Below are 12770 nucleotides of genomic sequence, written 5' to 3' on the forward strand. Positions count from 1 at the left end.
GGTCAGTTCATCTCCAGTCCGCCGTCGACGTTCAGCGCCTGGCCCGTCACGAACGACGCCAGGTCGCTGGCCAGGAACAGCACCGCGGACGCGACCTCCTCCGGTAGGCCGGGGCGGCGCAGCGGGGAGCGCTCGCTGACCTCCTTCAGGTAGGTCTCGCCCGCGTCGGGGCCGAACCGCCTGTCGCGGTCGGCGATGATCTCGTCCCACATGGGGGTGAGGAAAACGCCGGGGCAGACGGCGTTCACCCGTACCGGGGCGAGCGCCTCGGCGGCCGACTTCGTCAGGGAGAGCAGGGCCGTCTTGGTGGCCGAGTAGTGGGCGGCGTTGGGCCGGCCCGAGCGGGCGGCGACCGAGGCCAGGGTCACGATCGAGCCGCCGCCCCGCTCGGCCATCCGGCGCCCGACGGCCTGGGTGAGCCAGAACGTGGCGTTGAGGTTGACGTCCACGATCCGCAGCCACTCGCCGGGCTCGATGTCGAGCAGCGGGGTGGTGCGCATGATCCCGGCGCAGTTCACCAGCACGTCGAACCGGTCTCGCGCGCTCGCCAGCGCGCTCACCTGGGCCCTGTCGGTGAGGTCGGCCGCGCGTGCCTCGGCGCCCAGCGCGGCGGCCGCCCCGGCCAGTCGCGGGCCCTCCAGGTCGGAGAGCACGACCTCCGCTCCGGCCTCGGCCAGCGCGCGGGCGCACGCCGAGCCGAGACCGCCGGCGCCACCCGTGACGAGCGCCGTCCGCCCGCTCAGGTCGATCGTGACAGCCATCCCCGATGGACTCCCTTCGGTCAAACGATTGACCAGACCATAACCCGTCCCCACAAACCGGACAAGAGGGAGATCAAGCTCAGTCCCAGCCGAGCTCTTCGTAGAAGGCGTCGCGGGCGCGCCCGAACGAGGCGCGATCCAGCACCGCGCCCCGATGAGGCCCCTCCGTGACGGGCTCGTCGTGCATGCGGGCGGGCAGCTCGTCGGGGCCGCCGGCCTCCCGCGCCGCGTACGCGCGCATCGCGTCGAGCCGTGCCTGACCGGCCGCCAGCAGGTCGTCCAGGGTGAACTCCGCCCCGTGGACGGCGGTGACCAGGGCGGTCAGGCGGTCGATGGTCAGCGGGCGGGTGGGGGAGGAGGCGAAGACACACAGGTTCAGCGCGTCGAGCCCGCTCCACAGCCGCAGCAGCCGGGCGCTGCGCCGCCCCCGCTCGGCGTCGAGCTCGGCGACCGGGGCGGGCTCTGCCCCGATCCGCCGGGCCTCGCCGAAGCTGTAGGCCAGCCCGGCGACGGGGTCGAAGTCGAGGTCGTGCTCCAGCGCGTCGTAGCGCGGCCCGCCCGGCGCGATGGCGTACCCGAGGCCGATGCCGGGCTGGATGCGGGGGTCGAAGCAGGGCAGCTCGGCGCCCTTGACGGTCATCGCGTACGGGGCGGCGCCGGGACCCAGCCTGGCCGCCGCCCGCGCCGCGCCCTCGGCGAGCAGGTCGCCCATGGCGCCGGTGCGCGCCGCGACGTCCCTGATGAGCCCGGGCAGCGCCGCCGCGTCGCCGAACGCGGGCCCGCCGGGCAGCAGGCCGCGCTCGGCGCACTCCATGGCGAACGCCAGCGTCCCGCCGAGGGAGACCGGGTCGAGGCCGAGGTCGTTGCAGAGGGCGTTCGCGCCGAGCACGGCGTCGAGGTCGTCGATCCCGAGGTTCCACCCGAGCGACAGGAACGCCTCCTGCCCCAGCCCGCCGGACCTCCGCTCCGCGGCGCCCGGAGGCGCGTACACCTTGAGGCAGTCGTTCGGGCAGCCGGGGCAGGCGCCGGTGGTCGCCACCGCCCGGCCGTCGTAGTCCCGCGCCTCGGGGACCCGCAGCCCGGACGCGCCGGACACCGAGAAGTTCCGCACCGACGCGTACCCGGGGGCGGGCGGCTCCCCGACCCATCCGGCGAACCCCGGCAGCCCCGCCTGGAGCGCCGCGAGCGGGTTGGTGGTCAGCGCGTCCCGGTAGTAGGCGGCCAGCCGGGCGACAGCCTCGGGATCGGCCACCTCCGCGGGCGCGTCGCCTGCGCACACGATGGCCTTGAGGTTCTTGGCCCCGAAGACCGCGCCGATCCCGTACCGCCCGGCGGCGTAGGCGTGGTCGGTGACCACGCTCGCGTACCGGACGAGGTTCTCCCCGGCAGGTCCGATCGCCGCGACGTGCGCCGCCTGGCCGTGCACGGCACGCAGCGCGTCCGTCGTCGCGGCCGTGCCCAGCCCCCGCAGCCCGGCGGCATCGTGCAAGGACACCTCGCCGCCCTGGACGAGCAGATAGGACAGCCGCTCGGCACGGCCGGCGACGGCCAGCGCCTTGGCGCCCGCCCCGCGCAGCCCCGCCGCGAAAGGCCCGAGCGCGTGCGTCTCACCGGCCACCCCGGTCAGCGGGGACTTGGCCAGGAACACCGCCTTGGCCAGCCCGGGAGCCGCCGTCCCGCCCAGCGTCCCGGCCGCCACGTACAACAGGGCTCGCGGGTCGTACGGATCGAGCCCGGCGGGCGTGCGCTCGGCCATCAGCCGCAGCCCGAGTATCGACCCGCCGAAATGCCCGGCAGAGCGATGCTCTTTCTCCACGTTTCCGCTGGTCAGATCCACGATGAACGGCACGCTCAAGCCTCCTGGACTCGATAAGGGGATCAGGAGCGGACAACATCACATATCACCTTGCGGGCGCAAGTTTTGCCGCAACGTAAACCGCCACTGCCTGCCGGTCCGGCTCCGCCAGACCAGGGATTTGCTGCCATGGATGACATGGCGCTCACTCAGCCGCTTACCCGCCGCGACGCGGCCCGGCTCCTCGGAGCCGCCGTGGTCGTCGCCGCCGCACCCGCAGCGCGGACCGCTCGCCGGGCGGACGTCGACGCCCTGCTCGGGCAGCTGACGCTGGAGGAGAAGATCTCGCTGCTGCACGGCGCCAAGGACCCGGCCGCCAAGGGCCAGGCGGGCTACCTGCCCGGCGTGCCCCGCCTCGGCATCCCCGAGTTGCGCCTGGCCGACGGGCCGGCCGGGGTCCGGGTCACGGCGCGCGCCACCGCCCTGCCGGCCCCGATCGCGCTCGCCTCGACCTTCGCCCCCGACCTGGCCGGCCGGTTCGGCGCGGTCATCGGCCGGGAGGGCCGGGCACTGGGCATGGACGTGCTGCTGTCGCCCATGACCAACATCGTCCGGGTGCCGCAGGCGGGCAGGAACTTCGAGACGCTCGGCGAGGACCCGCTGCTGGCCGCCGTGATGGTCGCCGCCGAGGTGCGCGGCATCCAGGGCGAGGGCCTCATCGCCACGGCCAAGCACTACGCCGCCAACAACTTCGAGCACGACCGCACGACCGTCGACGCCCAGGTGGACGAGCGGACCCTGCGCGAGATCTACCTGCCGGCCTTCGAAGCGGCCGTGCAGGCGGGTGTGGGCGCGGTCATGGCCGCCTACAACCGCGTCAACGGCGTGTACGCCGCCCAGCACCCGCACCTGCTGACCGGGATCCTGCGCGAGGAGTGGCGTTTCGACGGCTGGGTGATGTCCGACTGGTCCGCCACGCACAGCGGCGCGCCCGCCGTCACCGCCGGGCTCGACATGGAGATGCCATCCGGCGTGCACTTCGCCGGCCTCGCCGCCGCCGTGACCTCGGGGCGGCTGCCCGAGTCCGCGGTGGACGCCGCGGTCCGCCGCGTTCTCGTCCAGCTCGACCGGTTCGGCCTGCTCGGCGGCGACAGGCCGCGCCCTTCCCCGGACCCGGCGGCGGGCGCCCGCACCGCGCGGGAGATCGCCCTGGCAGGCGCGGTCCTGCTGCGCAACGAGGGCGACCTGCTGCCGCTCGGCCGCGCCGACCTGGCCGACCTCGCCGTCATCGGCCCCACCGCGGCCAGCCCGCTGGCCGGCGGCGGAGGCAGCGCCCGGGTGATCGCCGCCGGCGCGGACAGCCCGCTGAACGCTCTGCGCCGGCAAGCCGGGACGGGCAGCCGCATCCGCTGGGCGACCGGCGTGGACCTGGAGGGCGTCCCGGTGCCCGCCTCCGCCCTTTCCCTGCGGCGTGCCCGGAAGGGCGGCACGCCGCGGCCCGCCGACCGGATCGACCACACCGGCGCGAACGCCCTGCCCGCCGGCTCCTCGTGGACGTGGACCGGCACGCTCACCGCGCCCGCGACCGGCGACTACGACCTGCGCGTCCAGGGCGCCGGCGGCGTGCCCGCGTTCAACGGCTCGATCTCGCTGACCGTCGACGGCGTCAGGATCGGCTCGGTCGGCGCCCTCATCGGCGGCAACAGCAGCCTCATCGCGACCTCCGGCGGCCTGACCAACGCCGGCGGCGTCGTCCGCCTGAAGTCCGGCCGGCCCACGCCGATCGCCGTCGCGGCCACCGGCGCGGCAGGCACGCCGCTGCAGGTCAGGCTGGCCTGGATCACCCCGCAGCGCCGCCAGGAGGCGCTGCGGGAGGCCGCCGCCCTGGCGGGGCAGTCGCGGGCGGCCCTCGTGTTCGCCTTCAACGAGGGCACCGAGGGCGCCGACCGCGAGAGCCTCGCCCTCCCGAAGGACCAGGACCCGGTCATCGAGGCCGTCGCCGCCGCCAACCCCCGCACCGCCGTGGTGCTCAACACCGGCGACCCGGTGCTCATGCCCTGGGTGGAGCGCGTGCGGTCGATCCTGCAAATGTGGTACCCGGGCCAGGAGGGCGGCGACGCCACCGCCACGCTCCTGCTCGGCGGCGCCGTGCCCGGCGGCAGGCTGCCGGTGACCTTCCCGCGGCGGGCGGAGGACGCGCCCACCGCGGCGGCCGAGCGCTACCCGGGCACGGGCGGCGTCGCCGTCTACAGCGAGGGCGTCCTCGTCGGCTACCGGCACTACGACGCCAACGACGTCGAGCCGCTCTTCCCCTTCGGCCACGGCCTGTCCTACACCCGCTTCCAGTACGGCGACCTGTCGGTGCGGGCCGCGAGCGGCGGGCTGAGCGTGTCCTTCACCCTCACGAACACCGGCCGCCGCGCGGGCGTGGAGGTGGCCCAGGTCTACCTCGGCCCGCCGCCCGCGCCGCCGGTCCCGATGCCGCCGCGGGCGCTGGCCGGGTTCGCCAGGGTGCGGCTGTCGCCGGGCGAGCGGCGCCGCGTCACCGTGCCGGTGGCCAGGCGCGCGCTGCAGTACTGGTCGGACGGCCGATGGGTGCTCGCGGGCGGCCGCCGTACGGTCCACGTGGGGTCGTCCTCCAGGGACCTGCGCCTACGCCAGGAGGTCATGGTTCGATGACGCGCCTCACGACAGCTTCTCGAAGAAGAACTCGTGCTTCAGGAACGACGTGTCGTACTCGTGCCCGGGATACGGCGGGATGAGCTGGGACGCCTGGAACAGCCGCCAGCCGTCCCGCAGCGCATCCACCCCGGTCTCGTACGGCGGCTCGTCCCCGTCGCCCGCCGTCGGGTCGGTACGCCCCGTGCCGTCGTAGCGCGACCAGCCCACCACGGGGGCGTCGAGCGCGGAGGTGGCCAGGTAGAGAACGAGCACCTGCTGCTTCATGCGACCCTCCCGGGGCGGTTGTTCACGCGAGTCGTCCAGTACTCGATGTCGAACGAGGGATCGTTGGTCATGGCCCGCCACAACCGCACCCGGTTGTGCACCTCAAGCCGCCCGGTCGCCTGCTCGTACCAGGGGAAACGCCGTCCCAGCTCGGCCACCACGGCGGGATCGTCCAGGTCGGAGGTGTCCCAGAGCCGCACCTGCGGCACGGTCGGGTTGAAGCGGATCTTGAACATGTAGCGCCGGACGGAGCTGTCGTTGCGCCGCCCGCCGTGCCAGATGCCGTGGTGGAGCAGCATCACGGTCCCGGCCGGGCAGGTCAGCCGGGTCTGGCCGCGCAGGTTCTGGTAGCGGCCGGTGTCGCTCTCGTTGGTCCGGCGCAGATGGCTGCCCGGCACCACGAGGGTGCCGCCCATGTCCGCGGTCACCTCGCGCGGGTAGTACATGAGCTGCACGTCGAACGCGTCCATGCGGGTGTCGATGATGGCGTCGGCGTGCAGCGGCTGCGCGTGGCCCTCGCGCGGCTCCCGCACGTGCACGGCGTGGTGGTCGACGGTCGGATCCGGGCCGACGAGCGAGCGCAGGGCGCCCGCGACGGCCGGCAGCCCGATCAGCCGGCGGGCGAAGGACCCCTCAGGGAAGGCCCGGGCGGCAGGAGTTCCGTAGGGCGAGTGCGGGATGCCCGCCTCCAGCACGTCGATCGCCTGATCGTTGAGCTCGTCCGGCACGACCCCGTCGAGCCGCAGGTAGCCGGCGGCCACGAATCCGGCGACCTGTACGGAGGTCAGCAAAGTGGTTCGCATGCCTCGAAACTAGAATCGGACATCAGCCGTGTCGTGGGTTGTAATCATCAACTACTGGTCCATTCTCCCCGGCTGGTGTAGACAAGGCGCTGTGCGGCAGGTGGAGATCGCGCTCTCCGAGCCGCCCGCGGTGGCGGGGGCGGGGGTGGGCGTGCACGGTGTGGTCAGTCCGCACGACGTGTTCCGGCTGCCCGACCTCTGGCAGCTCCACCTGTACGGGTACGCCGCCGAACTGGTGCTCGAGGGCACCACGCACGCGATCAAGCCCGGCCACGTGAGCCTGATCCCGCCCGGCGCGGAGGTGCACTACCACTACCGGGGCCGGTCAGAGCACCTGTACGCGCACTTCAGGCTGCCCGGCGTGGACGAGCGGCGGGTCGTCGCCGTCATGCGGGACGCGGGGGACCAGGCGCCGCTCATCGCCGCCTCGCTGCGGCAGGCCATCGCGGCCGTCCCCGACACCAGGGCGCGGGCGTCGGCGGAGGTGTGGACGGTGCTGTGGCGGGTGGCGAACCTGCCCGTGGCCGGCAGCGCGCACGCCGTCGTGGCGGCCGCCATGGCGCACATCGACGCGGACCTCGCCGCGCCGCTGACCGTCCCCGGCATCGCCCGCGCGGCCGGCGTGTCGCACAACCACCTCACCCGGCTGTTCCGCGCCCAGACGGGACACACCGTGGTGGCCTACATCCGCCGCAGGAGGATGTCGCGCGCGCTGCACCTGCTGCGCGAGTCGACCCTCGCGATCCCCGCGATAGCGGCGGCGGTGGGGATCCCGGACCTGCAGGCGTTCAACAAGGCGTGCCGGCGCGAGCTGGGCGCCTCACCCCGGGCCCTGCGCGCGGGCAGGCCCGCCGCCTGACCCCGCGGCCCACCGGCCTGACGAGAGATGCCGCAGTTACGCGTGTGTGAGGCGCAGCACGGGCGGCGGAACCGGGTAGGTTGGCCGACCATGGAGGAACGCCAGGACAACCACGCCCGCCCCGCCCGTACGACGCGCGCCGTGGCCGCAGTGGCGCTCGCGGCCCTGTTCGGCGCGGCGGCCTGCGGCGAGCTGGCCCCGCAGTCGGCAGCCCAGTCCGCGGCGGGCCGGCAGACCTCGCCGGCCCCGCCCACGCCCACACCGACCGTCCAGGCCGCGAGCGAGACGCTCCCCGCCCCCGGCGAGCCGATCCCCCAGGACGCCGCCGGGCTGGCCGCCGCGCTGAAGCGGACCAGCGCCGCGCTCGACGCCGCCATCGACGCCTGGCCCAAGACCGGCAAGCCGCCGCAGAACGTCGAGCTTCTGGCCCTCCACGAGCAGCGCATCTACCGCTACGCCGCCCGCCACCCCAAGCTCGCCGCGCAGGCCTTCGCCCGCCTCCCGGCCCCGCTGGCCGCCGAGGCCAAGGACAACACGGCCGCCATCCGCGGGCTGCTCTCCCTGGCCCACCCGGTCAAGCCGTCGGCCACGTTCAAGGTCCAGGCTCCCCGGCCCGCGGCCGAGCTGCTCGGCCACTTCAAGAAGGCCGAGCGCCGGTTCGGGGTGGAGTGGGAGGTGCTGGCGGCGGTGATGTTCGCGGAGACCAAGTTCGGCCGGGTGAAGTCGGACAGCCACACCGGCGCCCAGGGCCCGATGCAGTTCATGCCCGGGACGTGGAAGGCGTACGGCATGGGCGGCGACGTGCAGGACCCGCGCGACGCCGTCATGGCCGCCGCCAACTACCTGCGTGCCTCCGGCGCGCCGCGGGACTACCGGCGGGCGCTGTACGCCTACAACCACTCCCAGGCGTACGTGAACGCGATCCTGCTGCACGCCCGCCAGATCAAGCGGGACCCGCGCAACTACTACGCGTACTACAACTGGCAGGTGTTCGTGATCACCACGGCCGGCGAGCGCCGCCTCACCGGCCCGTAGCCGGGGGCCTACGACAGCGCGCGGGCGGCGTGGATCAGCGGCACGTGGCTGAAGGCCTGCGGGAAATTGCCGACCAGCCGTCCGTAGCGCGGGTCGTACTCCTCGGCCAGCAGGCCCACGTCATTGCGCAGCGCCAGCAGCCGCTCGAACAGGTCCTTGGCCTCCTCCTTGCGACCCTGCATCGCCATCACCTCCACCAGCCAGAAACTGCACGCCAGGAAGGCGCCCTCCCCGCCCGGCAGGCCGTCCACGTCGTTGTCGGCCGCCAGCGGGTAGCGCAGCACGAACCCGTCCGACATGAGCTCCTTCTCGATGGCCGCGACGGTCCCCACCATCCGCGGGTCGTCGGCCGGCAGGAAACCGACGACGGGCATCATCAGCAGTGCCGCGTCCAGCTCCGACGACCCGTACGACTGGGTGAAGGTGTTGCGCCGCGCGTCGAACCCCTTGGAGCAGATCTCGGCGTGAATGGCGTCCCGCAACCTCCGCCATTCCGCCACCGGCCCGGTCCGCCCGAACCGCTCGACGTATTTGACCGCCCGGTCCATCGCCGCCCAGCACATCACCTTCGAGTGCACGAAATGCCGGCGCGGCCCCCGCACCTCCCACAGCCCCTCGTCCGGCTCGTCCCAGTGGTCGGCCACGTAGTCGAGGAGCTGCCGCTGAATGGTCCACGCCCGGTCGTCGGCGGACAGGCCGCGGGTGCGCGAGACGTAGAGGCAGTTCATCACCTCGCCGTACACGTCGAGCTGGAGCTGCTTGACCGCCTCGTTCCCGATGCGCACGGGGCGGGAGTCCTCGTAGCCGTCGAGCCAGTCCAGGCGCAGCTCCGGCAGGCGGCGCTCGCCCGCGACCCCGTACATGATCTGCAGGTCCTGGGGCCGCCCGGCGATGGCCCGCAGCAGCCACGAACGCCAGTCCGCGGCCTCCTCCAGGTAGCCGGAGCTGATCAGCGCGTCGAGCGTCATGGTCGCGTCCCGCAGCCAGCAGAACCGGTAGTCCCAGTTGCGCACCCCGCCCAGGTCCTCGGGCAGGGACGTGGTGGGCGCGGCGACGATGCCGCCGGTCGGGGAGTAGGTCAGGCCCTTCAGCGTGATCAGCGACCGGACCACGGCCTCCCGGTACGGGCCCTCGTAGGTGCATCGGGACACCCACTCCGCCCACATGGCCTCGCTCTCGCGGAGCTGGGTGTCGGCGTCGATCTCCCGCGGCATCGGCTCGTGCGACGGGTGCCAGGTGAAGACGAACGGCATCCGCTCGCCCTCCTTCACCGTGAACGTGGCCCGGTGCGCGTAGTCGCCGCCCTTCAGCGGCACGGGGGAGTGCAGCCACGCCGAGTCGGGCCCGCCGATGGCCTGCAGGTGGCCGTTGCTGCGGCGCACCCACGGCACGATCCTGCCGTAGTCGAAGCGCACCCTGAGCTGCGTGGAGACCTCCACGCTCCCGGAGACGCCCTCGACGATGCGCACGACGTCGGGGTTCCGGTCGCGCGGCGGCATGAAGTCGATCACGCGGACCGTGCCCGTCGGGGTGTCCCACTCGCTCTCCAGGATGAGCGTGTCGGGGCGGTAACGACGCCGCGTGGCCGGCCGCCGGCCCGTGGGCCCGAGCCACCAGTGCCCGTTGCGCTCGCTGCCGAGCAGCGCCGCGAAGCACGACGGCGAGTCGAACCTGGGCAGGCAGAGCCAGTCGATGGATCCGTCTCTGCCGACCAGCGCCGCGGACTGCATGTCTCCGATCAGGGCGTAATCCTCGATCCGCATGCCTTGACGTTACTCGCGCTTGGGGTGATCCGTGACCGGGTTCGATCATGTCGCGTCATGCCCGGCCCGGTCACGGTGATCACGTCAAGGGGAACCAGCGGGTGAACAGCTGGGTCAGCGGGCCGATGGCCAGCGCGAACACCAGGGTCCCCACGCCCACGGTGCCGCCGAGCAGCCACCCGGCGGCCAGCACGGTGATCTCGATGAGGAACCGCGCGAGCCGTACCGACAGGCCGAGGCGCACCAGCCCGGTCATGATGCCGTCGCGCGGACCCGGACCCATCCCGGCGCCGATGTAGAGCACGGTGGCCAGAGCGATGGCGACCACGCCGAGCACCACGTACAGGGCCTGGACGGCCAGGTGCGACGGGATGGGCAGCAGGAAGATCGCGGCGTCCGCGAACAGGCCCAGGAAGAGGACGTTGCTGACGGTCCCGAGCCCGGGCTTCTGCTTCAGCGGGATCCACAGCAGCATCACCAGCGCGCCGATCCCGATGATGACGGTCCCGATGGACAGGCCCATCTTGACGGCCAGTCCCTGGTGGAACACGTCCCACGGGTCGTTGCCCCGCCCGGACTCCACCTGGAGGCCGATGCCGGTGCCGTACAGCGCGAGCCCGGCGTACAACCTGACGAGACGGGCGGGGAGGGAACTGGCCCTGGGCATGGTCGCTTCACTCATAGTGGCCCCAGAGTGGCATCCATCCGATTTGCCAAAACAGGGCCAATCACGAAAAGTGGCCTTCATGAGGCACTTGTCGGCGACTCAGGTGGCGCGGCTCGTCGAGATCGATCCGGCGGCGCGCCCGTACTACCGCGCGCTCGCCGACGGCGTGCGCGCCCGCATCATGGACGGCCAGATCCCGGTACGCGTACGCATGCCCGCCGAACGCCACCTCGCCGAGACGCTCAAGGTCAGCCGCACCACCGTGACCTCGGCGTACGACCTGCTGCGCGAGCGCGGCTACCTGGAGAGCCGCCAGGGTTCAGGCAGCTGGACCGCCCTGCCCGACCCGGCCACCACGGCGGACAACCCGTGGCTCGGCACCGACGGCGACGGCCTCGCCCAGATCCAGTGCGCCGCCCCGCCCGCGCCGACCGCCCTGCGGCAGGCGGTGCTGGAGGCGGTGGAGGACCTGCCGAGGTACGGCATGGGCAACGGCTACGACCCCATGGGCCTGCCGGTGCTCAGGGAGCGCATCGCCGCCCGCTACACCGCCAGGGGACTGGCCACCAGGCCGGAGCAGATCCTCGTCACGACCGGCTCCCAGCACGCCATCCAGCTCGTGCTCGGCCTGCTCGTCGGCGCGGGCGACCCGGTGCTCGTGGAGTCGCCGACGTACCCGCACGCCATCGACGCGGCCCGGCAGCGCGGCGCGCGGATCGTCCCGGTGGGCATCTCGCACGAGGGCTGGCAGGCCGACCTGGTGGCCGGGGCCATGCGCCAGTCGGGGGTGCGGCTGGCGTACCTCATGCCCGACTTCCAGAACCCGACGGGCGCCCTCATGGACGACGCCACCCGCGCCGCCATCGTGGGTGCGGCCCGGCGCGCCGACACGGTGCTGCTGGTGGACGAGACGTGGTCGGAGCTGGTGCTGGACGAGGTGCCGCGGACGTCGCCCATGGCGGCGTTCGACACCGACAGCCGCGTGATCAGCGTCGGCTCGGCCTCCAAGCTGTGGTGGGGCGGGCTGCGCATCGGCTGGGTGCGCACCACTGCCGCGCTGGTGCGGCGGCTGGCCATGTCCCGCGCCGCCGTGGACATCGCCAGCCCGGTGCTGGAGCAGCTCGTGGTGGCGCGGCTGTTCGACCGGCTGGAGGAGACGCGGGCCGAGCGCCGCCGCACGCTGCGCGCCGCACGCGACGCGCTGGTGTCGGGGCTGCGCGAGCAGCTGCCGGAGTGGACGTTCACGGTGCCGCGCGGCGGCGGCACCCTGTGGGTGCGCCTGGACGGCCCCGGCGCCACCCCGCTCGCGGAGGCGGCGGCCCACCACGGGGTACGCCTCGCGCCCGGCCCCTGGTTCGGCCTCGAGGGCACCCTGGAGAACTACCTCCGCCTGCCCTTCACCCAGCCGCCCCAGGTCCTGGCCGACGTGGTCACCCGCATCCGCGCCGCCCGCGACCACGGCCCCACCGGCATCCCGCGCCCGTCGGAGGCGCTCATCGCGATGGTGTGAGGGGGCAGACCGCGCGGGTCACTCGCCGGTGCCCCTGGCCAGCGGGGCGCGCCACTTGCGGCGCATGGCCGCGATCCGCAGCCCGAACGCCAGCACCGCCGCCGCCAGCGTGGCCGGCCACCCGTGCAGCCCGTGCGAGGCCAGCGCGGCCATCGCCCCCGAGCCCAGCATGGCGGGCACCGCGTAGAGCTGCCGGTCGTAGAGCAGGGTCGGGATCTCGCCGGCCAGCACGTCGCGCAGCATTCCTCCGCCCACGCCCGTCATGACCCCCAGCAGGGCGGCGTGCAGCGGGCTGAGGCCGTACTCCAGGGCCTTCTGCGTCCCCACCGCGCTGAACAGCCCGAGCCCCGCCGCGTCCAGCACCAGGATGACCGGCATCACCCGGGCCACGTGCGGGTGCCAGAAGAAGACGATCACCGTCGCCACCAGCGGCACCAGCACGTATCCGAGGCTCTGGAAGGCGGCGGGCCGGACGTTGAGTATCAGGTCGCGTACGACGCCGCCGCCCAGGGCGGTGATCTCCGCCAGCACCCCCATTCCGACCACGTCGAGCCGCTTGCGCACCCCCATGAGCGCCCCCGTCAGGGCGAAGACGAAGATGCCGACGAGATCGAGAAGCTCAGTCACACTG

11 protein-coding genes are annotated in these 12770 nt (G+C 73.5%); 4 read left to right on the forward strand and 7 right to left on the reverse strand.

Annotated elements, in window-relative coordinates:
* Positions 1-2: 2 nt before the first annotated feature.
* Complete coding sequence (locus ACIBVN_RS19385; RefSeq protein ID WP_397138106.1) at positions 3-761, reverse strand: SDR family NAD(P)-dependent oxidoreductase; 759 nt, start codon at positions 759-761, stop codon at positions 3-5.
* A gap of 79 nt (positions 762-840) precedes the next feature.
* Positions 841-2610, reverse strand: a complete 1770-nt coding sequence (locus tag ACIBVN_RS19390; RefSeq protein WP_397138108.1) for an aldehyde ferredoxin oxidoreductase C-terminal domain-containing protein — start codon at positions 2608-2610, stop codon at positions 841-843.
* Positions 2611-2745: 135 nt separating this feature from the next.
* Between ACIBVN_RS19390 and ACIBVN_RS19395 the strand changes: the two genes are divergently transcribed.
* Positions 2746-5235: a beta-glucosidase gene (locus tag ACIBVN_RS19395; protein ID WP_397138110.1), complete on the forward strand. Its 2490-nt coding sequence runs from the start codon at positions 2746-2748 to the stop codon at positions 5233-5235.
* 6 nt (positions 5236-5241) lie between these two features.
* Here the strand turns inward: ACIBVN_RS19395 and ACIBVN_RS19400 are convergent, their stop codons facing one another.
* Entirely contained in the window at positions 5242-5502 is a 261-nt protein-coding gene (locus ACIBVN_RS19400; protein ID WP_349448871.1) for a hypothetical protein, read from the reverse strand.
* Complete coding sequence (locus ACIBVN_RS19405; protein ID WP_397138112.1) at positions 5499-6305, reverse strand: phytanoyl-CoA dioxygenase family protein; 807 nt, start codon at positions 6303-6305, stop codon at positions 5499-5501. The genes ACIBVN_RS19400 and ACIBVN_RS19405 overlap by 4 nt, the downstream gene beginning before the upstream one ends.
* A gap of 91 nt (positions 6306-6396) precedes the next feature.
* Between ACIBVN_RS19405 and ACIBVN_RS19410 the strand changes: the two genes are divergently transcribed.
* Positions 6397-7164 (forward strand): helix-turn-helix transcriptional regulator, encoded by a 768-nt coding sequence (locus ACIBVN_RS19410; RefSeq protein WP_397138114.1) that lies wholly within the window; start codon positions 6397-6399, stop codon positions 7162-7164.
* 90 nt (positions 7165-7254) lie between these two features.
* Positions 7255-8199 carry a transglycosylase SLT domain-containing protein gene (locus tag ACIBVN_RS19415; protein WP_397138116.1) on the forward strand — a complete coding sequence of 315 codons (945 nt, stop codon included), beginning with the start codon at positions 7255-7257 and terminating at the stop codon, positions 8197-8199.
* An 8-nt stretch (positions 8200-8207) separates the two neighbouring features.
* On the opposite strand, the gene ACIBVN_RS19420 is transcribed toward ACIBVN_RS19415, so the two are convergent.
* Together ACIBVN_RS19420 and ACIBVN_RS19425 are read right to left on the reverse strand one after the other, a co-directional pair.
* Positions 8208-9962 carry a glycoside hydrolase family 15 protein gene (locus tag ACIBVN_RS19420; protein WP_397138118.1) on the reverse strand — a complete coding sequence of 585 codons (1755 nt, stop codon included), beginning with the start codon at positions 9960-9962 and terminating at the stop codon, positions 8208-8210.
* A gap of 79 nt (positions 9963-10041) precedes the next feature.
* Positions 10042-10644 carry a YitT family protein gene (locus ACIBVN_RS19425; protein ID WP_397138120.1) on the reverse strand — a complete coding sequence of 201 codons (603 nt, stop codon included), beginning with the start codon at positions 10642-10644 and terminating at the stop codon, positions 10042-10044.
* Positions 10645-10708: 64 nt separating this feature from the next.
* Here ACIBVN_RS19425 and ACIBVN_RS19430 point away from each other — a divergent pair, with 64 nt between their 5' ends.
* Positions 10709-12139, forward strand: a complete 1431-nt coding sequence (locus ACIBVN_RS19430; RefSeq protein ID WP_397138124.1) for a PLP-dependent aminotransferase family protein — start codon at positions 10709-10711, stop codon at positions 12137-12139.
* Between the two features lie 18 nt (positions 12140-12157).
* Here the strand turns inward: ACIBVN_RS19430 and ACIBVN_RS19435 are convergent, their stop codons facing one another.
* Complete coding sequence (locus ACIBVN_RS19435; protein ID WP_397138126.1) at positions 12158-12766, reverse strand: trimeric intracellular cation channel family protein; 609 nt, start codon at positions 12764-12766, stop codon at positions 12158-12160.
* Positions 12767-12770: the final 4 nt, after the last annotated feature.

Origin of the sequence: Nonomuraea sp. NPDC049400 (assembly GCF_044466425.1) — a bacterium.
In the GTDB taxonomy this organism is placed as follows: Bacteria; Actinomycetota; Actinomycetes; order Streptosporangiales; family Streptosporangiaceae; genus Nonomuraea.